The following is a 19,919-nucleotide window of genomic DNA, read 5'->3' as shown; positions in this document are numbered from 1 at the left end:
CGCGGTTCTGGCGTGCTGTTCGGCCGGGCCCGGAGGGGCTCAGGCCGACTTGCGGCTGCTGTCCCGGGGATGAATCGCGATGTTCATCGCACCGGAGCGCAGAACCGCCAGGCGCTCCTCGAGGACCTCTTCGAGTTCCTCACGGGTGCGCCGCTCCATCAGCATGTCCCAATGCGTACGCGCGGGCTTGCCCTTCTTCTCTTCAGGGACATCGCCGTCCACGAGGAGTGCCTGGGCCCCGCAGACCTTGCACTCCCACTCCGGCGGGATCTCCGCCTCGACCGAGAAGGGCATCTCGAACCGGTGCCCCTTCTCGCATGCGTACTCCACGGCCTGGCGCGGAGCCAAGTCGATGCCGCGGTCCGTCTCGTAGCTGGTCACCACGAGGCGCGTGCCGCGAAGAGCTCGCTCACTCATGAATCGTGCCTCCCGGGCTTGTCGCCCACAGGACAGGTGTCGCTGTCGTCGTCATCCGGTCAACGTCCGGTCGGCGGTAAAGATTCCCGTTCCGAGTCCCGTTCCGGGTCATGCGTCGCCGTCGTAGCCGCAGCCTTGTCAACCCTTGCAGTACCCACCAGCGCCCGGTTTGTCACATCTGCTAGCAGATGTAACCTAGCGTTTCGGCATCTTTGACGCGCAGTAACGGTACGCCTGGCAGGCCAAACGCGTACACTACAGCCCTTTCGCGCCGAGTGCTAAATCCTGTCAGGAACCGGATTCCCGGCTTCGCGAATCGCACGCCCCACGGGTACCCGGGCGAGCAGGACGAATCCGATGACGAAGAAGCCCACCAGCGAGATGATCGCGTCCCGGTAGCTCCCGGTCAGCTGGTAGGTGAGCCCGAACAGCAGCGGCCCGAGCCAGCTCATACCGCGGTCGCTCATCTCGTACGCCGAGAAGTATTCGGCCTCCTTCCCGGGCGGGACGAGATGGGAGAACAGGGAGCGCGACAGCGCCTGGCTGCCGCCGAGGACCAGGCCGATCCCGGCGGCCAGGACGAAGAACCACACCGGCGCCCCCGCCGGCAGGAAGTATCCGGCCGCCAGCGTCATCGTCCACGCGACGAGCGAGCCGAGGATCGTGCGCTTGGCCCCGTACGTCCGGGCCAGCCGGCCCATCGTCAGCGCCCCCGCCACCGCCAGCACCTGCACCAGCAGGATGGCGCCGATCAGGGTGGACTGACCGAGGCCCAGTTCCTTCGAGCCGTAGACCGAGGCCTGGGAGATCACCGTCTGGACGCCGTCGTTGTAGACGAGGTACGCGAGCAGGAACGCCAGGGTCAGCGGGTGGCGGCGCATGTCGCGGACGGTCGCCGCGAGCTGCCGGAAGCCCGGGAGGGCCGCCCCGCGCGCGGCGGACCTGCGGTCGCGCAGCCGCCGGAGCGGGATCAGGGCGAACGCGCCCCACCACAGGCCGGCCGACGCCAGGCAGATGCGGACCGCCGTGCTCTCGGAGATGCCGAAGCTCTCGTGCCCGGTATAGAGGACGAGATTGACGACGAGGACCAGCGATCCCGACGCGTAGCCGAAGGCCCAGCCACGGGAGGAGACCGCATCCCGTTGCTCGGGCGGGGCGATCTGCGGCAGGTAGGAGTTGTAGAGCATCATCGCCACGGACTGAGCCGCGTTCGCGACGACCAGGAGGGCCCCGCCGAGCAGATAGCGGTCGCCGTCCAGGAAGAACATGGCCGTCGTGGCCGTGGCCCCCAGATAGGCGGCGGCCGCGAGCAGGGGCTTCTTGCGGCCGGTGCGGTCGGCGGCGGCGCCCACCAGGGGCATCACCAGCACGGCCACGATCACCGACAGGGACACCGAGTACGCGAAGAAAGACCCGGCGCGCACCGGGATCCCGAGAGGGTGGACGTACCCGTCGGCGTCGGCCGCCGACTCGGCGACCGAGGTCAGATAGGGGCCCAGGAAGACGGTGAGCACGCTCGTCGAGTAGACGGAGCACGCCCAGTCGTAGAAGTACCAGCCGCGCTGCTCGCGTCTGAGATCCGCCGCCCCGTCGTCCGGCGGTGTCCGCACGGTGTCGGTGCCCACCCGTGCCCCTCGCTTCCCCGTGAACGCGCAGAGGCGGCGGGGCGGAGTGTCAGACCCAGACGCCGCGGTCCTCCATGACCTTGCGCAACGTGTCGATGTGATCGGTCATGATGCCATCCACACCCAGGTCGAGAAGCCGGTGCATGCTCTCGGGTTCGTTGACGGTCCACACGTGCACCTGGAGCCCGCGCGCGTGGGCGGCGTGCAGGAAGCGGCGGTCCACGACCTGGATGCCGGACTGGATCTCGGGGACCTGGGCGGCGACCGCCGAGCGGCGCACCGCCGCGGGCAGCCCCCAGGAACGCAGCCGCAGGTTGAGCACGCCCCGGGTGCCGTACGACGTGGCCAGGCGCGGGCCGGCCAGCCGCTGGGCGCGCACCACGCGTGCCTCGGAGAACGAGCCGAGGCAGATCCGGTCCCAGGAGTCCGTCCGCCCGACCAGGTCCAGGAAGGGCAGCAGGGCGGCCTCCGTCTTGACGTCGACGTTCCAGCGCACGTCGGGGAAGGTCTCCAGGAGCTCCTCGAAGAGGGGCAGCGGTTCCTCGCCCGCCACGCGCGCGTGCCGCACCTCGTGCCACGGCAGGTCCGCGATCCGGCCCGCGCCGTCCGTCACCCGGTCCAGGGTCGCGTCGTGGAAGGCCACGAGCTTGCCGTCCCGGGTGGTGTGGACGTCGGTCTCGATGTACCGGTAGCCCGCCTCGACGGCGCACCGGAACTGCCGCACGGTGTTCTCCAGGCCGTCCGCGGCCCCGCCCCGGTGGGCGAAGGCGATCGGGCCGGGATGGTCGAGATAGGGATGGCGGATCCGCGGGGTCACGGTCGCAGTATCGCTCCTCGGGGTTGACCGGTGGCAACGACCGTGCTGCCGCCGGATGCCGGGGGGACGGCGAACACGCGCAGGAACAGCTGGGCGAGCGGGCCGATCGAGACCGCGTACAGCAGGGTGCCGACGCCGACGGTGCCGCCCAGGGCGAAGCCCGTCGCCACGACCGTGAACTCGATGGCCGTGCGCACCAGGCGGATCGAGACCCCCGTGCGCTGGTGCAGGCCCGTCATGAGGCCGTCGCGCGGACCCGGGCCGAAGCGCGCCGCGATGTACAGGCCGGTCGCCGCGCCGTTCAGGACGATCCCCGTCACCATCATGGCCACGCGGGCCACCGGGCCGTGCGCGTCGGGCACCAGGGCCAGCGTCGCGTCCATCGCCATGCCGATGACCAGCACGTTGGAGACCGTGCCCAGGCCCGGCCGCTGGCGCAGCGGGATCCAGGTGAGCAGCACCGCCGCGCCCACGATCGTCAGCACCACGCCGATCGACAGCCCCGTCCGCTCGGCGAGGCCCTGGTGCAGCACGTTCCACGGCTCCAGCCCGAGCCCCGACCGGACGAGCAGTGCCGAACTCGCGCCGTACAGCGCGAGACCGGCGTAGAGCTGGGTCAGCCGCCGGGTGAGATGGCGCCGCGTGGACATGATGTGCCCCCCTGTGGTGTGAGTGGACTGATGCATGACACCCTGTGGCTTGGATGGAGAGGTCATCCATGGCCAATCCGGGGAAGGTGGACTGATTCCGATGGCACAGTGGACTTCGGCCGTGGGTGCGGCTCAGCTCGCCCGGCTGCTCAACTCCCAGCAGGAGCGCCCGGCAGGGCCCGGCACGCGCCGGCCGCCCGCCTACCGCGCGCTCGCCGACGGCATCCGCCTGCTGGTGCTCGAAGGGCGGATCCCGGTGGCCGCCAGGCTGCCCGCCGAGCGGGAACTCGCCCTCTCCCTGACCGTCAGCCGTACGACGGTCGCCGCCGCGTACGAGGCGCTGCGCAGCGAGGGCTTCCTGGAGTCCCGGCGCGGCGCGGGAAGCTGGACCGCCGTACCGGCCGGGAACCCGCTGCCCGCACGCGGCCTGGAACCGCTGCCGCCCGAGACCCTCGGCTCGATGATCGACCTGGGCTGTGCGGCCCTGCCGGCCCCCGAGCCGTGGCTGACCCGGGCCGTGCAGGGCGCCCTGGAGGAACTGCCGCCGTACGCGCACACGCACGGCGACTATCCCGCCGGGCTGCCGGCCCTGCGGTCGATGATCGCCGAGCGGTACACCGCGCGCGGGATCCCGACCATGCCCGAGCAGATCATGGTGACGACCGGGGCGATGGGCGCGATCGACGCGATCTGCCATCTGTTCGCCGGGCGGGGCGAGCGCATCGCCGTCGAGTCCCCCTCGTACGCCAACATCCTCCAGCTCATGCGGGAGGCCGGGGCCCGGCTCGTGCCCGTCGCGATGGCCGAGGGGCTCAGCGGCTGGGACATGGACCGCTGGCGGCAGGTCCTGCGGGACGCCGCGCCCCGGATCGCCTACGTCGTCGCCGACTTCCACAACCCGACCGGTGCGCTCGCCGATGAGGACCAGCGGCGGCGGCTGGTGGACGCGGCGCGGTCCGCGGGGACGGTGCTGATCGCCGACGAGACGATGAGCGAGCTGTGGCTCGACCCGGATGTGCGGATGCCGAAGCCGGTGTGCTCCTTCGACCGGGCCGGGTCCACGGTGATCACGGTGGGGTCGGCGAGCAAGGCGTTCTGGGCCGGGATGCGCATCGGGTGGGTGCGGGCCGCGCCGGACGTGATCCGCAGTCTGGTCGCCGCGCGGGCCTACGCCGACCTCGGCACGCCCGTGCTGGAGCAGCTTGCCGTCAACTGGCTGTTCGGGACGGGGGGATGGGAACAGGCCGTGGAGGTGCGGCGGGAGCAGGCGCGGGAGAACCGCGACGCACTCGTGGCAGCGGTGCGGCGGGTTCTGCCCGGGTGGGAGTTCGAGGTGCCCCGGGGCGGTCTGACGCTGTGGGTGCGGACCGGGGGGCTCTCAGGATCGCGGCTCGCCGAGGCGGGGGAGCGGGTGGGGGTGCGGGTGCCGTCCGGGCCCCGGTTCGGCGTGGACGGGGCGTTCGAGGGGTATGTGCGGCTGCCGTTCACCGTGGGAGGCGCGGTGGCCGAGGAGGCGGCTGTGCGGTTGGCCGCGGCGGCGCGGATCGTGGAGGAGGGCGGTGCGGGGGGCGGAGAGGCGCCGCGGACGTTTGTGGCGTAGTGCTCCGCGCCGGCGTGGCTACGTCGCCTTCGCCTTCGTCTTCGCCGGCTTCGTCAGGACCGGTACCGGATTCGGAATCGAGTCCTTCGGCTTCGTCAGGACCGGTACCGGATCCGGCACGGGTTCCGGCTTCGGGTCCGTCGTGAGCGGTGCCGCTTCCGTCCCCTCCGGCTCGGGGACCGTCTCCCCGTCCGCCGGTGTCGTGCGCGGCGGGAGGAGGTCCAGGACCGCCTGGCGGTGGGCGTCGGACGTGGCGTCGTCGTAGGGGTTCGGTGTGGCCGGGACCTGGAGGCGGTGGACCGGGCCCAGGCCGAGGCGGGCGTAGCCGCGGCCGGGCGGGACCTCCTCGACGGGGGTGGTGTGCGGGGGCGCGCCCAGGACGGACTCGAGCTGCCCGGCCGTCGCCGGGCCGAGGACCACGCGCGCGCGGGTGTGCCGGCGTACCGGTTCGCCGAGGGCGTCCATGGTGTCGAGCTGCTCGGCCACGACCACCGTCACGTTCGCCGGGCGGCCGTGCCGGAGCGGGACCTGCAGGAGGGACTGCGGGTCCTTGCGGTCCTGGGCGGCGGCCAGATGGGTGAACGCCGTCGGACGGTCCAGGAGGATCCACAGGGGACGCTTGGTGTCGTCCGGCGGCGGGTGGCCCGCCTGGTGGGCGCGGTTGGCGGCGATCAGCCGGCGCTCGGTCTCGGTCGCGGCCCACTCCAGACTCGCCAGCACCCCGGGGAGACCGCATTCGACGGCCAGGACGCCGTCCCGGCCGGTCAGGCAGGCGTACTCGCCGGTGCCGCCGCCGTCGACGATCACGACGTCGCCGTGCTGCAGGGCTTGCAGGGCGATGGACCGCAGCAGGGTCGAGGTGCCGGTGCCCGGCTGGCCGAGGGCGAGCAGATGGGGCTCGGTGGAGCGCAGGCCCGTGCGCCAGACGACCGGGGGGACGTCCCGCCGCTGTTCGCCGTGTGCCAGGGGGAGGGTGCGCTGGACCCGAGTGGGGTCGGTGAAGCCGAGGACCGTCTCGCCCGGCGCGGTGACGAAGCGCTGGGCGGCGATGTCGACGGCGAGCGGCATGAGCACGCTGACCGTCAACTGGTTGCCTTCCTCTTCCCACGAGAAGTGGTATTCGCGCCCCCGGCCCGACTTGGCCGCGAGGAGGTTTTCGATCCGGGCGCGGGCCTCGGACTCGCCGTCGGCGAAGTACGCCGGGTAGTGGATCACCAGGTGCGAGATGCGGCCGGTGCCGTCGAAGGCGTAGGTGGGGAAGGCCTTCTCCCAGGTGCCGCCGTGGGAGTACAGCGGCTCGGGGTCCTCGGCGGTGGAGAAGTACGGCACGAGCGCCTCGTACAGGGACTGCAGGCGCTGGGTCTGCGACTCGTCGGGCCCGTCGGATGCCGACGCGGCGCTGTCCCGGCCCTGCCATGCGGCCGCCGCCATCAGGGTGACGGCGGCGAGCAGCGGTCCGTACGGCATCAGGGCCACGACGAGGATGACGGAGGCCACCAGGAACAGCAGCGCTCCCCGTTTCTCCTTGGGGGTCTCGCTCCATCTGCGCCGTCCGGCCGCTGCCAGCCGGCGCAGACCGCGCGTGATCGTGATCAGCGGGTGGAGGACGTCGGTGGCGCTGTCGGCGGCCGTTCGGGCCAGCTCCCGGCTCCGGACGAGCTGTGCGCTGCCGTTGCTCAGAATGCGGGGGAGGGGGCGCCGGGCCACTGCTGCCTCCAGAGAGTGCGTACGGGCGGGATGCGCACGGGATGCGGCCGTCAGAACTTGATTCCGCCGAGGAGGCTCGCCAGGCTCTCGCCGCCTGCCTTGATGCTCGGGGCGATGGCCGTGCTGGCCAGGTAGAAGCCGAAGAGCATCGCGACCACGGCGTGCGACGCCTTGAGGCCGTCCTTGCGGAAGAAGATGAAGACGACGATGCCGAGCAGGACCACGCCTGAGATGGAGAGGATCATTTGGGTTCTCCTGGTTCGCGGGGACAGTCACCATGAGTACTTCCAGGCTCACAGGATGTATCCATACGATAAAAGGTGCAACTGGGTGGAAATAGGGTGGTTTCCCCCGGGCTGCGGAGTGGTCCCGGAACCGGTCGAGCTGGGGTGTTGTGCTCGCCCGGGTCTGTGGTGATCTTTACCTCGGGCACATCGGGTCATGTGCCGCGCGAGCCAGTACCCTGGCGATTCACTCGTACGGCTGCACCACCCGCAGACGTGCGCACCCGGCGTGATGAGCAGTGGAGAGGCGGTCCGGCCGATGACCGAAGTCCCCGACCATGAGGTCGTGGAGCTGGCGACCAAGATCTTCGATCTGGCCCGGCGGGGACGGACCGAGGCGCTCGTGGCGTATGTCGACGCGGGGGTTCCGGCCAACCTCACCAATGACCGCGGCGACTCGCTCGTGATGCTCGCCGCCTATCACGGCCACTCCGACGCGGTGCGCGCGCTGCTCGCCCGCGGCGCCGAGGCCGACCGGGTGAACGACCGAGGCCAGACCCCGCTCGCGGGAGCGGCCTTCAAGGGCGAGACGGACGTCATCAAGGCCCTCCTGGAGGGCGGCGCCGACCCGTCCTCCGGCACGCCCTCGGCTGTCGACACGGCCCGGATGTTCGGCCGGACGGAATTGCTCGAACTGTTCGGCGAGCGCTGAGCCGACCAGTCTGACCTGGAACGACACAGAAAACGGGGGAGGCGGTACAGGGCCGCCGAAATTTCGGTCGCGGCAGACGGAAGAGCCGAGTCATCATGACGACGTGGTTCACGGACGTGATGGTTGGGCAGGTGTTGCCGCACCGCGCGGGCCGTGACGCGGTCCGCAGGGGCCACCGACGAGAGGCAGAGGAAGATGGTCTACAGCAAGCAGGAAACGGCGGGCACTCCGACGTGTTGTCACGCGGCCAGGTAGTACACGTCCCCGGTTGCGTCGACGCTTGATGTGAGGCTGTTTCCCATGTTCGATCCGGTCATAGCGCCCAGCGGTACGCTGCTCGGCCTGCTCCAGCGGGGCCGCGGTGACGGCACGCTGCACGCGCTCACCGCCCCGCGCCCCGAGGCGCTCGCGGCGTTGAACCACTGTGTGCTGCACGATCCCCGCCACGACTGGCAGGTGGAGAACCGCTCCCTCTACTACGCCCGCCTCTACCTCGACCTGAACGGCGAGCTGGACGCGATCGCGGCCCATCTCTTCGACGCCGAGGACGTCCTCGACGCCGAGGAGTCACGCACCGGGCTCGCGCTCGCCGTCCTCGGGCACCTCGCCTCCTACGGCAGGCGGGACGCGCTCGAACTGCTGCGCAGGTACGCCGCCCACGGCTCGAACTGGGCCTGGGCCCTCGACGAGCTCGCCCTCAGGGACGACGACGCGGGCCTGCGGGCCCTCGCCGCGCCCGTCCTCGCCCGCTTCCCGGCCGACCCGGAGGGGGAGGCCGAGCTGGCCGCCACCGTCCGCGACGCCTTCGAGCCCCGGCCGTGGCGGCTGTGGGCCGAGGATCCGCGCGAATCCATCGCCACACGCGTGCGTGCCGCCCACGAGGCGGGCTGCTTCGACCGCTGGCAGCGGCAGATGCGGCCGACGGGCCCGCGCCCGGGATGGAGCGTGCAGGCCGTCTTCGAATGGGCCCAGCAGGGCCTCGACCGGGGCGCCGCACTCCATGTCCCGGCCGCCCGCTGCCTCACCGCCGTGGCAGGGCCCGAGGACCGGGCCGAGATCGTCCGGGCCGCGAAGGACGGCGGCGACGGAGCCCGGTGCACCGCCCTGCGCTACCTCGCCGACGGCAACGATCCCGACGCCCTCGACCTGATCGAGGGTGCCGTGGCCACCGGCTCGACGGTCGTCGTGGAAGCCGCCGTCGACGCCTTCGAACGGATGCGCAGTCTCACCGCCGTGGACCGGGCGCGCGGCTGGGCGCACCGGCCCGACGAGCTGGGTGCCGCCGCCGGACGCCTCCTCGCCTGCCTGGGCGGGGTGCACGACCGGGACCTGGTCCTCGCGGCGCTACGGGAGGCGGTGCGCGGCGAAGGCCCCGACGCGCCGACCCTGTGGACCCTGGTCGACGGCACCGGACGGCTCGGCATCGCCTGCGCCGCACCCGTGCTCCGCCACGTCTACCGCGAGACCGCCTCCTCCCATCTGCGCGGCCGGGCCGCCCGGGCCCTCGCCGCCACCGACCCCTCCTTCGCCACCGGCTTCGCTGTCGAATGCCTGTGGGACTGCGAGGAGACCACCCGCGAAATCGCCGCACGGCACGCCGAGACCGGCGACACCCGGGTCGTGGAGCGACTGCGCCGGCTCGCCGCCGACCCGGCCGAGGAGGCCGAGGTCCAGACAGCCGTACGCAGCCGGATCGGTCCCGAGGAGACCGCTGTGTGACTCCCCTCCTCACGAGGACGCCGGGGCGGAATCAGGCCGCCCGGGTGAACGAGGGGTGACTCGCGGGTCAGGAGCGTATGGACGCGGCCTGACCTGCGTGGGTGCACCTCAGAACGCTCATAGGACGTTCCTCGTTCGGAAAGATCCACGTTGACGCGGCCACGTCCGGCCCGGCGACAACACCGGTATGCGTGTCGTCATCGTGACCGAATCCTTTCCCCCCGACGTGAACGGCGTGGCCCACTGCGCGCTCCAGACCGCCCGGCATCTCGTCGATCGTGGTCACACTCCCGTCGTCGTGGCCCCGGCCCCGGCGCCCGGGAACAAGCCCGACGCCTCAGCGCCGTGCCGCGTCGTCCACGTCCCCTCCCTCCCGCTCCCCGGCTACCCCCAGGTCCGCGTCGCCCTCCCCAGCCGCCGCCTGGCCGCCACCCTCATCGAGCACCGTGCCGATGTCGTCCACCTCGCCAGCCCCTTCGTCCTCGGCGTGCGCGGCATGGCCGCCGCCGCCCGCCTCGGCGTCCCCGCCGTCGCCGTCTACCAGACCGACCTGGCCGGATACGCCCGTACCTACATGGGCGCCGGAGAGGCCGCCGCCTGGCGGCGCATCCGCTCCGTCCACGGCGCCGCCGACCTCACCCTCGCCCCGTCCAGCGCCGCCCTGCACGACCTGGAGACGCACGGTGTGCCCCGGGTCAAGCTGTGGCCGCGCGGGGTGGACACCGAACGTTTCCGGCCGGACCGTCGCGACGAGGCCCTGCGCCGCGAGCTGGCCCCCAACGGCGAGCTGATCGTCGGCTACGTCGGCCGGCTCGCCCCCGAGAAGCAGGTCGAACTCCTCGCCGGTGTCTGCGGCCTGGAGGGCGTCCGGGTCGTGATAGTCGGCGACGGGCCCAGCCTGCCCGGCCTGGAGCAGGCGCTGCCCGGCGCGGTCTTCCTCGGCCGCCGCACCGGTGACGATCTCGCCCGGGTCTTCGCCTCGTTCGACGTCTTCGCGCACACGGGCCCCTTCGAGACCTTCTGCCAGACGGTGCAGGAGGCCATGGCCAGTGGTCTGCCGGTCGTGGCGCCCGCCGCGGGCGGGCCGCTGGACCTGGTCGCGCACGGGCACACCGGGCTGCTGGTGCCGCCGCGCGACGCGACCGCCGTACGGGACGCGGTGAGGTCCCTGGCCGCCGATCCCGGGTTGCGGACCGCCTTCGGGGCCGCCGGACGCGCCACGGTCGAGGGCCGCACCTGGGCGGCCGTCGGCGACCAGCTGATCGGGCACTACGCGAACGTGCTCGCCGGGCGCAGGACGGTGGTGGCGGCATGAGCGCGGGGAACGGGACCGGCCAGGCGCTGCGGATCGTCCGGCTCGCCAACTTCGTCGCACCCGCGTCCGGCGGTCTGCGCACCGCCCTGCGCGAACTCGGCAAGGGTTTCAAGGCGGCGGGGCACGAGCCCGTCCTCGTCGTCCCCGGCGAGCGGATCAGCGACCACGAGGCCGAGCAGGGGCGGGTGATCACCCTCCCCGGACCGCTGCTGCCCGGCACCGGCGGCTACCGCGTCCTCGCCGACAGGCGGCGGGTGGCCCGGCTCCTGGAGGAACTCGCGCCGGACCGGCTGGAGGTGTCCGACCGCACGACCCTCAGGTGGACCGGCAAGTGGGCGCGGCGCGCCCGGGTCCCGGCCGTGATGGTCTCCCACGAGACCGCCGACGGCGTGCTGCGCACCTGGGGCCTGCCCGAGGGAGCCGCCCGGCGTGCCGCCGACGCCCTCAACGTCCGTACGGCCCACACGTACGCGCGCGTGGTGTGCACCACCGAGTTCGCCGAGCGGGAGTTCGTGCGGATCGGGGCACGCAACGTCGTCCGGGCCCCGCTGGGCGTCGACCTGGTGCAGCGGCACCCGGCGCTGCGCGATGCGGAGCTGCGGGCGCGGCACGCGCGCGGGGACGAGACGCTGCTCGTGATGTGCTCACGGCTGTCCGTGGAGAAGCGGCCCGGCACGGCGCTGGACGCCCTGGAGACGCTGCGGCGGCGCGGGCGACGGGCGGTGCTGGTGGTCGCGGGCGACGGTCCGTTGCGGGCGCGGCTCGAACAGCGGGCACGCGAGAGCGCCTTGCCGGTCACCTTCCTCGGGCATGTCTCCGACCGCGGGCTGCTCGGCGCGCTCCAGGCGTCCGCCGATGTCGCCCTGGCACCGGGCCCCGCCGAGACCTTCGGGCTCGCCGCGCTGGAGGCCATGGCGTGCGGCACGCCCGTGGTGGCCAGCGCGTCGTCCGCGCTGTCCGAGGTGATCGGCTCCGCCGGGGCCGTCGCCGCGGACCACGGGGAGGCCTTCGCGGACGCCGTGGACCTGCTGCTGGAAGGCCTGGAGGCGCACCGGCGCGAGGCGGCACGCGCGCGTGCGGAGTGCTTCGGCTGGAACGCGGCGGTCGACGCCTTCCTCGCCGCACACGACGCGGCCGTCCCCGTTCGCCCGTACGTGCCCGGAGGCGTGGCATGAGACCCACGCGATGCGTGGAACCCCCGCGTTTCGTGGCCCTCGGCGACTCGCTGACCGAGGGCGTGGGCGACCCCGTCGGCGACGGGTGGCGCGGTTGGGCCGCGCTGCTCGCCGGCGGGCTCGCCGAGGGGCCCGCCCGGTTCACCAACCTCGCGGTGAGCGGGTCGCAGACCCGGGACGTGCTGGAGCGCCAGCTGCCCGCCGCGCTGGAGCTGCGGCCCGATCTGGTGTCCGTCGTCGTCGGCGTCAACGACACCCTGCGCTGCACCTTCGACATCCAGGCCGTGGCGGCCCGGCTCGACCGGGTGTACCAGGCCTGCACCGAGCGGCGCGCGATCCTGCTCACCGCGTGCCTGCCCGACCCGGGCACGATGCTCGGGCTGCCGGGGGCGCTGGCCCACCCGCTGGCGCGGCGGCAACGGGCCGTGAACGCGGTCGTCCATGCCCTGTCCGACCGGTACGAAGCCCTGCACCTGCACGCGTGCGAGGGCGACTGGACCACGGACCGCGCCATGTGGAGCGCGGACCGGCTGCACCCCGGCGAACGGGGACACCGGCAACTGGCCCTGCGCTTCCACACGCTGCTCGCGGAGCACGGCCTCGCGACGGGGCCCGCGCCCTCGCCCGAGCCCGACTTCCCCGTCCCGACGAAGTCGGCGAGCCTGTGGTGGCTGGCCACGGCCGGTACCGGCTGGGTGGCGCGCCGGTGCACCGACCTGCTGCCCCAGCTCCTGACACTGGCCGCCGACGAGCTGCGGCACCGCGCCCGCGGTACCAGCGCCCGGCTCGACCTGCGGGCCTCCGCGGCGGTGTCGGCCGCGCTGGCCGCGCTGTCGGTGGCGGAGCAGCCGGATGCGGCCTGACAGAACAGCGGTGACCGGCGCGATCCGGACGGTTCAGCGACGCCGTACGGCCACGAAACGGACCGGCGTACCCGGGACCGCCTGGGCGGCGGCCGGCAGGTCGGCGGCTCGGACCACCGCGATCACCGGGTAGCCCCCGGTGGTCGGATGGTCGGCCAGGAACACCACAGGCCTGCCGTCGGGCGGGACCTGGACCGCGCCCAGCACCATGCCCTCGCTGGGGAGTTCACCGTGCCGGGCCCGCTCCAGGGCGGGGCCCTCCGTGCGCAGCCCGATGCGGTTGCCGGCGGCGGACACCCGGTAGGCGCGTGAGACGAAGGCGCGTACGGCCTCCGGCGTGAACCAGTCGTCGCGCGGGCCGAGTGTCACCCGCAGAACCAGTTCGGCCGGCGGCGCAGGCTGCGGGGCGACGTCCACACGCGCGTGCACACCGGCCGGCCGGCCCAGCGGCAGCACCGTGGCGTCCGTGAGCGGGGCCGGGCCGAGCCCCGACAGCAGGTCCGTCGAGCGGCTGCCGAGCACGGGCTCGACGGCGATGCCCCCGGAAAGACCCACGTACGTGCGTACGCCCGACACGGCCGGGCCGATGTCCAGCAGCGCCCCGGCGGGCACGCACACCGGCGCACCCCAGGGGACGGGCCGGCCGTCCACCGTGACCCGGCAGTGCGCGCCGGCCACCGCGACCATGACCGTCGAACGGGGGCGCACGGCACAGCCGGTGAGCGTCGTCTCCAGCACGGCCGCCCCGGGCGGATTGCCGACCAGCCGGTTGACGAGGTCCGCGGCCGGCCCGTCCAGGGCACCGGAGCGGGGGACGCCGAGGTGGGCGTGCCCGGGGCGCCCGAGGTCCTGCACGGTGGTCAGGGCCCCGGCCCGTACGACGGCGAGGGCGCGATCTGTCATGACCCCGCCTCGGGGACGAACCGCACGCGTGTGCCCGGGGACAGCAGCGCGGCCGGTACGCGTGCGTGGTCCCACAGAACGGTGTCCGTCGTGCCGATCAACTGCCAGCCGCCCGGCGACGAGCGCGGGTACACGCCCGTGTACGGGCCCGCCAGCGCCACCGACCCGGCGGGGACGGCCGTGCGCGGGGTGGCCCGGCGTGGGACGTCGTAGCGCGACGGCAGCCCGGTGAGATAGCCGAAGCCGGGCGCGAAACCGCAGAAGGCGACCCGGAACTCCGTCTCCGTGTGGATTCGGGCGACCTCCCGCTCCGGCACGCCCCAGTGCGCGGCGACATCGGCCAGGTCCGGGCCGTCGTACCGCAGGGGGATCTCGACGACCTCACGCGCGCGTGGGGGAGCGGGCGGCAGTTCTGCGGCGGTCAGTTCGGCGGCCAGCCGGGCGGGGGAGTCGAGGCCGTCGAGGAGGACCGTGCGGGCCGCGGGGACGATCTCGCGGGCCGACAGCGAGCCCTCCGCGCGGCGTCGCAGCAGCTCCGCGTGCAGGGCCTGGGCCTCGTCGCCCGAGGCGACCTCGACGAGCAGCGCGTCCTCGCCGACGGGCCGGACCTTCATGCGAAGGCCTCCACCCGGATCCCCGACGTCTCCAGCCGTTCCCGCACCCGGCGCGCCAGCTCCACCGCGCCGGGCGTGTCGCCGTGCAGGCACAGGGAACGCGCTCGTACCTCGATCCGGGTCCCCGAGTGGGAGGAGACCTCGCCGGAGCGGGCCAGGCTCAGGGACCGTTCCACGACGGCCTCCGGGTCGGTGACCATGGCCCCGTCCAGCGTGCGCGGCACCAGCGTGCCCGCGTCGGTGTACGCCCGGTCCGCGAACGCCTCCGTGACGACCGGCAGTCCGGCCTTGCCCGCCAGGCCGAGCAGACGCGAGCCGGGCAGGCCCAGCACGGGCAGCGCGGCGTCCGCGAGGAGCACCCCGTCGACGACAGCGGCGGCCTGCTCCTCGTCGTGCACGACCCGGTTGTAGAGCGCGCCGTGCGGTTTGACGTAGGCCACGCGGGAGCCCGCGGCGCGGGCGAAGACCTCCAGGGCGCCGATCTGGTAGGCCACTTCGGCCGCCAGCTCGGCGGGCGGCACGTCCATCGCGCGCCGCCCGAACCCGGCCAGGTCCCGGTAGGACACCTGGGCGCCGATCCGTACCCCGCGCTCGGCCGCCAGCTCGCACACCCGGCGCATGGTGGCCGCGTCCCCGGCGTGGAAGCCGCACGCCACATTGGCGCTGGTGACCACGGACAGCAGCCGTTCGTCGTCGGTGAGCCGCCAGCGGCCGAAGCCCTCGCCGAGGTCGGCGTTCAGGTCGATCGAGGTCACGTGTCGCATCTCCTGTCAGGCCACGCGGTACTGCTCGTCGCGGGCGTCGGTGAGGAACATCTGCCCCGGGGCGTGCGTGAGGGCGAACGGCGGCCGCGAGGCCATCACGGCCGCCTGCGGGGTCACTCCGCAGGCCCAGAACACCGGGATGTCGTCCGGTTCGGTGTCCACCGGGTCGCCGAAGTCGGGACGGCCGAGGTCGTCGATGCCGAGCCCCGACGGATCGCCGCAGTGCACGGGGCTGCCGTGCACCGCCGGCAGCAGACTGCTCTCGCGGATCGCCGCGGCCAGGTGCGGGGGCGGCACCGGTCGCATGGACACCACCAGCGGTCCGTGCAGCCGCCCCGCCGGACGGCACTGCCGACTCGTCACGTACATCGGGACGTTGCGGCCCTGCTCGACGTGGCGGATCGGGACGCCCGCCTCGCTCAGCGCCCACTCGAAGGTGAAGCTGCAACCGATCAGGAACGACACCAGGTCGTCCCGCCAGTACGCGCGCACGTCCGTCGGCTCGTCCACCAGTTCGCCGTCCCGCCACACCCGGTAGCGCGGCAGGTCGGTACGCAGGTCAGCGCCGTCGGCGAGCACGGTGGTCCAGGATCCGGCGTCCGTGACGTCGAGGACCGGGCAGGGCTTGGGGTTGCGCTGGCAGAACAGCAGCATGTCGTAGGCCCAGTCGGCGGGCACCGAGATGAGGTTGACCTGGGTGTGGCCGGCCGCGACCCCGGCCGTGGGGCCCGTCAGGCCGTCCCGGAAGCGGGCGCGGGCCGTTTCGGGGCTCCATGCGTGCGCGTGTGCGTTGGTGAGGACCACAGGGCGATCCTCGGTCCCGGTGCTCACGGGGTTCACGTGAGTTCCTTCCCGCGCGTCTCCGGCAGCCCGAGCAGCGCGAGCGCCGCGAGGCCGTAGCCGATCGCCCCGAAGACCAGCGCGCCGCCGACGCCCCAGCTGTCGGCCAGGAAACCGACCATCGTCGGGAACACGGCGCCCACCGCGCGCCCGGTGTTGTACGTGAAGCCCTGCCCCGTGCCGCGTACCGCCGTCGGGTACAGCTCGCTCAGGTAGGAGCCGAATCCGCTGAAGATCGCCGACATGCAGAACCCGAGCGGGAAACCGAGCACCAGGAGCAGGGTGTTGGCGCCGCTCGGGATGTTCGCGTACGCCAGGATGCAGATCGCCGACAGCAGGGCGAAGAGCCAGATGTTGCGCTTGCGGCCCAGCTTGTCGGTGAGGTAGCCGCCGGTGAGGTAACCGATGAAGGCGCCCGATATCAGGAACGTCAGATAGCCGCCGGTGCCGACGACGGACAGCTCGCGCTCGGACTTCAGATACGTCGGCACCCAGGTGGCCAGCGTGTAGTAGCCCCCCTGGACACCAGTGGAGAGCAGCACCGCGAAGATCGTCGTACGCAGCAGCCCGGGCTTGAAGATCGCCGTGAAGGAACCCTTGTCCGCGCTCTGCTCACGAGCGGCGGCGGCCTCGGGAGCGTCCTGCACACTGCGCCGCAGCCAGATGACGAGCAGCGCCGGCAGCGCCCCGGTCCAGAACATGATGCGCCAGGCCAGGTCGTCGCCGGCCACCGAGAAGACCAGCGTGTAGACGATCACGGCGAGGCCCCAGCCCACGGCCCAGGAGCTCTGGATCGCGCCGAGCGTGCGGCCCCGGTTCTTGGCGCTCGCGTACTCGGCGACGAGGATCGCGCCGACCGCCCACTCACCGCCGAAACCGAGGCCCTGGAGGGCGCGGAAGACCAGCAGCGTCTCGTAGTTGGGCGCGAAACCGCAGGCGACGGTGAAGACCGCGTACGTGATCACCGTGATCATCAGCGCCTTCACCCGGCCGATGCGGTCCGCGAGGACGCCGGCGAGGGCGCCGCCGATCGCGGAGACCACCAGCGTGACCGTGGTGAAGAGACCGGTCTGGCCGCTGTTCAGGCCGAAGTAGGCGGACAGCGCGACCATGCTCAGCGGCAGCGTGAAGTAGTCGTACGAGTCGAGGGCGTAGCCGCCGAAGGCGCCGGCGAACGCGCGGCGGCCACGCGGACCGAGGGCGCGCAGCCAGCCGAACGCCCCGTCGTCGGCGGTGCGTTCCGCCGCGTCGGGGCGTGTCTCGTCGGTCAGGGCCTGCGGTGGAGGGGTCGTGCTCATGGGCACCTCGCAGAGGGAGGACGGGGGGTGCTTCGGGGTGAGCCGTGCCGTGCGGAAGCGGTCGGCGCCGTGTGGGGGAGGCGACGCCGTGCGTAGCACCGTAGGGGATTGTTCAACGATCCCTCAATACCCATGTTGGTTCTTCTTGTGATCTGCGATTGAATTCCGGCATGGCAGAGCAGCTGAAGGACCTCGCCGACGACCGGGCTCTCCTGGGGCGCACCAGCACCGCCGAACGGGTCTCGGACATCCTCAGGAGCCGGATCGCCGAGGGCTACTTCCCGCCCGGGACGCGCCTGTCGGAGGACAGCATCGGCGGCGCGCTCGGCGTCTCCCGCAACACGCTGCGCGAGGCGTTCCGCCTGCTCACACACGAACGCCTGCTCGTCCACGAGCTGAACCGGGGCGTCTTCGTCCGGGTCCTGACCGTGGAGGACGTCGAGGACATCTACCGCACCCGCCGGCTCGTCGAGTGCGCCGTCGTCCGCGGCCTCGGCGAGCCGCCGTACGCCCTCGACGGGCTCGCCGGTGCCGTCGCCGAGGGGCGGCGGGCGGCTCGGGAAGGTGACTGGAAGGCAGTGGGTACGGCCAACATCCACTTCCACCGGGAGCTGGTCGCCCTCGCCGTGAGCGAGCGCACCGACGAGTTGATGCGGAGCGTCTTCGCCGAACTGCGTCTCGCGTTCCATGTGGTGGACGAGCCGCAGCGGCTGCACGAACCGTACATCGCACGAAATATCGCGATTCTTGAGGCTCTTCAGGCCGGGGAGCGCGGCAAGGCCGAGCGTCTGCTCGCCGGCTACCTCGACGACTCGCTGGAGCGGGTCGTGGAGGTCTACCGGCGGCGGGTCGGCGAGGACGGCTGACGGGACCGCCGAGGGGGCGTACCCGCGTCGTTTGGGTGGTTGTCAGACCCAGGACCTAGTCTGTGCACCGTGACTTCGCCTGCATCGACGGACAGCGTTCCGCCCCAGCTCAGCGCGGGGCCGCGCCCCGCGCCGGGGCCGGCCGCCGACGAGGGCCTGGCGCGGCGCCTGCGCGCGCTCGCCTGCACCGCGCCGCTGCACGACCTGGATGCGCGCAAGTCCAACCTCGCGGGTGAGTACTCGGTGTACGGCATGGCGGAGGTCGCGCTCGCGGCCATCGACCTGGTCACCCTGAACATGGACTTCGACACGGGCGCGGACCATGACCAGATCGTCGCCCGCCTCATCCCGCGCATCGCCGCGCAGGCGTCGCGGCGGCCCGCCGCCGAGCACGAGCGGGTGGCCCGCTGGGTCCTGGAGAACCTGATCAACGTCGGCAGCGTCGACCGCGGCTTCCGCGCGGTGTACGGCACGTTCGGGGCGGACGGCACATATGTGCGCCGTGACTACGACTTCAAGCTGATCGAGGAGGTGCCGGGCCCCGGCGGCACGGTCTATCTCCGTACGACGGACGAGGCGGTCAACGTCCTCGTCGGCGCCCTCGACACCGACGTCACCAGCGCGCAGATCGCCGCCGAGGTCAAGCTGGAGGTGCTGATCAGCCGCGGCCGGCTCGCCGACGCCCAGCTCGCGGCCGAACAGGCCCGCTACCGCACCGTGCAGTACTCGGAGACCCTGCGCAGGGCCCTCGACGCGACCCGGCGCAATGTGCGCGCGGTGGACTGGCTGACCACCGTGCCCGACATGATCGCCGAGGCCCTGGAGCACGTCGCCGACCGCTATCGCCACGAGAACGCGATCCTGACCAACATCCGCAAGTCCCGTGACGAGTCCGAGGACCCTGAGCACAAGCGCCGGGCCGCCGAGCTCGTCGACATCGTCAAGGACTGCATCCGCCGGCACACGCAGTTGCAGTCCCGGCTGCTCGAGGCCGGACCGCTGTTCCGCGCCGAGCAGGACCGGCAGGCCTTCGCCACACCGATGACCACGTCGGGGATCGACCTCTACGGCCATCTCGTCGCCCCCGTCCTGCCGCTGTCGCTCGAGCGGGCCGTCCGCGTCACGGACGCCTTCTTCGCCCGCGGTACCGGGCTGCGCACGCCGGTGTCCGTCCGGGTCGGGGACCTCGTCGACATACTCCTGACGCCGCCGGTGGAGCGGGAGCATCTGGGCGCGGAGATGCCCGAGCCGGATGTCATCGCCACGCCCGACGACAGCCGGTTCAGCGAGGAGCAGATGGCGGCCGCGCAGGAGCTGCTCGACCTGCCGGCCGACGCGCCGCGCCGGCTGTCCGGGCTGCTCGCCGAGGCCCGCCGGCAGGATCCCGAACTGCCGTACCTGGTGGCCCTGCTGGCGGTGCACGCGGCCAGTCCGCCGGTCGGTACGGCTTATCGGCAGGGCGAGCAGAAGCTGCTCTTCGCCGTGGACGACGGAGCCGAGCTCGATGATCCGGAGTTCGGCGGGGCGGACCTGATCGTCGGGACGGCGCTGCTGGACGCGGCGGGGATGGCTGCGGATCGGACCGAAGCGGCATGAGCGAGTACCAGCGGCATGAGCGAGTACCAGCGGTATGAGTGTGTACCAGCGCCATGAGTGAGTACCAGAGGAACAAGGAGCCCCGACCGTGAGCGAGCACGTCGAGTGGAGTGAGCCGGAGGGACCGGCGCCGACGGCCACCGCCGCCGTCACCCCCGCCGACGCCGCCGACGCGGCGCGGCTCGTGTCCTTCGGGCTGCAGCCCAAGCTGCAG

Annotated in this window: 19 protein-coding genes; 8 read left to right on the top strand and 11 right to left on the bottom strand. The window is 72.8% G+C overall.

What is annotated here, in order from left to right; translation table 11 throughout:
• Positions 1–39: 39 nt before the first annotated feature.
• The 4 genes from ACFTZL_RS20695 to ACFTZL_RS20680 form a co-directional block, all read right to left on the bottom strand.
• Positions 40–417 carry an RNA polymerase-binding protein RbpA gene (locus ACFTZL_RS20695; protein WP_184597099.1) on the bottom strand — a complete coding sequence of 126 codons (378 nt, stop codon included), beginning with the start codon at positions 415–417 and terminating at the stop codon, positions 40–42.
• A gap of 278 nt (positions 418–695) precedes the next feature.
• On the bottom strand, positions 696–2,042 hold the full coding sequence (locus ACFTZL_RS20690; RefSeq protein WP_382584689.1) for an MFS transporter: 1,347 nt from the start codon (positions 2,040–2,042) through the stop codon (positions 696–698).
• A gap of 49 nt (positions 2,043–2,091) precedes the next feature.
• Positions 2,092–2,859, bottom strand: a complete 768-nt coding sequence (locus ACFTZL_RS20685; protein ID WP_382584686.1) for a glycerophosphodiester phosphodiesterase — start codon at positions 2,857–2,859, stop codon at positions 2,092–2,094.
• A complete protein-coding gene (locus ACFTZL_RS20680) occupies positions 2,856–3,545 on the bottom strand; it encodes a YitT family protein (RefSeq protein ID WP_382584683.1) in 690 nt (229 codons plus the stop codon). The genes ACFTZL_RS20685 and ACFTZL_RS20680 overlap by 4 nt, the downstream gene beginning before the upstream one ends.
• A gap of 64 nt (positions 3,546–3,609) precedes the next feature.
• Between ACFTZL_RS20680 and ACFTZL_RS20675 the strand changes: the two genes are divergently transcribed.
• Complete coding sequence (locus tag ACFTZL_RS20675) at positions 3,610–5,109, top strand: PLP-dependent aminotransferase family protein (RefSeq protein WP_382584680.1); 1,500 nt, start codon at positions 3,610–3,612, stop codon at positions 5,107–5,109.
• 18 nt (positions 5,110–5,127) lie between these two features.
• Here ACFTZL_RS20675 and ACFTZL_RS20670 read toward each other — a convergent pair whose 3' ends face one another.
• Both ACFTZL_RS20670 and ACFTZL_RS20665 read right to left on the bottom strand, forming a co-directional pair.
• A complete protein-coding gene (locus tag ACFTZL_RS20670; protein ID WP_382584677.1) occupies positions 5,128–6,816 on the bottom strand; it encodes a hypothetical protein in 1,689 nt (562 codons plus the stop codon).
• Positions 6,817–6,866: 50 nt separating this feature from the next.
• Positions 6,867–7,061: a hypothetical protein gene (locus ACFTZL_RS20665; protein ID WP_030843336.1), complete on the bottom strand. Its 195-nt coding sequence runs from the start codon at positions 7,059–7,061 to the stop codon at positions 6,867–6,869.
• Positions 7,062–7,359: 298 nt separating this feature from the next.
• Between ACFTZL_RS20665 and ACFTZL_RS20660 the strand changes: the two genes are divergently transcribed.
• The 5 genes from ACFTZL_RS20660 (at position 7,360) to ACFTZL_RS20640 (ending at position 12,824) form a co-directional block, all read left to right on the top strand.
• Positions 7,360–7,752 (top strand): ankyrin repeat domain-containing protein, encoded by a 393-nt coding sequence (locus tag ACFTZL_RS20660; RefSeq protein WP_382584674.1) that lies wholly within the window; start codon positions 7,360–7,362, stop codon positions 7,750–7,752.
• A gap of 300 nt (positions 7,753–8,052) precedes the next feature.
• Positions 8,053–9,471 (top strand): HEAT repeat domain-containing protein, encoded by a 1,419-nt coding sequence (locus tag ACFTZL_RS20655; protein WP_382584672.1) that lies wholly within the window; start codon positions 8,053–8,055, stop codon positions 9,469–9,471.
• A gap of 187 nt (positions 9,472–9,658) precedes the next feature.
• Positions 9,659–10,786 (top strand): glycosyltransferase family 4 protein, encoded by a 1,128-nt coding sequence (locus ACFTZL_RS20650; protein WP_382584670.1) that lies wholly within the window; start codon positions 9,659–9,661, stop codon positions 10,784–10,786.
• On the top strand, positions 10,783–11,961 hold the full coding sequence (locus tag ACFTZL_RS20645; RefSeq protein WP_382584668.1) for a glycosyltransferase: 1,179 nt from the start codon (positions 10,783–10,785) through the stop codon (positions 11,959–11,961). The genes ACFTZL_RS20650 and ACFTZL_RS20645 overlap by 4 nt, the downstream gene beginning before the upstream one ends.
• Before the next feature lie 14 nt (positions 11,962–11,975).
• On the top strand, positions 11,976–12,824 hold the full coding sequence (locus ACFTZL_RS20640; protein WP_382584692.1) for an SGNH/GDSL hydrolase family protein: 849 nt from the start codon (positions 11,976–11,978) through the stop codon (positions 12,822–12,824).
• A gap of 33 nt (positions 12,825–12,857) precedes the next feature.
• Here ACFTZL_RS20640 and ACFTZL_RS20635 read toward each other — a convergent pair whose 3' ends face one another.
• From ACFTZL_RS20635 to ACFTZL_RS20615, 5 genes are read right to left on the bottom strand one after another with little or no spacing between them, the layout of a single operon-like run.
• Positions 12,858–13,727: a biotin-dependent carboxyltransferase family protein gene (locus ACFTZL_RS20635; RefSeq protein ID WP_382584665.1), complete on the bottom strand. Its 870-nt coding sequence runs from the start codon at positions 13,725–13,727 to the stop codon at positions 12,858–12,860.
• Positions 13,724–14,341, bottom strand: coding sequence for a 5-oxoprolinase subunit PxpB (gene pxpB, locus ACFTZL_RS20630; RefSeq protein ID WP_382584662.1), 618 nt, complete (start codon positions 14,339–14,341; stop codon positions 13,724–13,726). Before pxpB ends, ACFTZL_RS20635 begins: the two co-directional genes overlap by 4 nt.
• On the bottom strand, positions 14,338–15,096 hold the full coding sequence (locus tag ACFTZL_RS20625; protein ID WP_382584659.1) for a LamB/YcsF family protein: 759 nt from the start codon (positions 15,094–15,096) through the stop codon (positions 14,338–14,340). The genes pxpB and ACFTZL_RS20625 overlap by 4 nt, the downstream gene beginning before the upstream one ends.
• Positions 15,097–15,111: 15 nt before the next feature.
• The gene (locus tag ACFTZL_RS20620; RefSeq protein ID WP_382584656.1) at positions 15,112–15,945 is read right to left on the bottom strand and encodes a putative hydro-lyase; all 834 of its coding nucleotides are present in this window, start codon (positions 15,943–15,945) and stop codon (positions 15,112–15,114) included.
• The gene (locus tag ACFTZL_RS20615; protein WP_382584653.1) at positions 15,942–17,243 is read right to left on the bottom strand and encodes an MFS transporter; all 1,302 of its coding nucleotides are present in this window, start codon (positions 17,241–17,243) and stop codon (positions 15,942–15,944) included. The genes ACFTZL_RS20620 and ACFTZL_RS20615 overlap by 4 nt, the downstream gene beginning before the upstream one ends.
• A 170-nt stretch (positions 17,244–17,413) precedes the next feature.
• On the opposite strand from ACFTZL_RS20615, the gene ACFTZL_RS20610 reads away from it, so the two are divergent.
• Entirely contained in the window at positions 17,414–18,109 is a 696-nt protein-coding gene (locus tag ACFTZL_RS20610) for a GntR family transcriptional regulator (protein ID WP_382584649.1), read from the top strand.
• 69 nt (positions 18,110–18,178) lie between these two features.
• Positions 18,179–19,705, top strand: a complete 1,527-nt coding sequence (locus tag ACFTZL_RS20605) for a hypothetical protein (protein ID WP_382584646.1) — start codon at positions 18,179–18,181, stop codon at positions 19,703–19,705.
• Positions 19,706–19,919 lie beyond the last annotated feature (214 nt).

Origin of the sequence: Streptomyces sp. NPDC056948, from assembly GCF_042674225.1 — a bacterium.
GTDB classification, from domain to species: domain Bacteria; phylum Actinomycetota; class Actinomycetes; order Streptomycetales; family Streptomycetaceae; genus Streptomyces; species Streptomyces purpurascens.
This window is presented reverse-complemented; position numbering and strand designations above follow the sequence as displayed.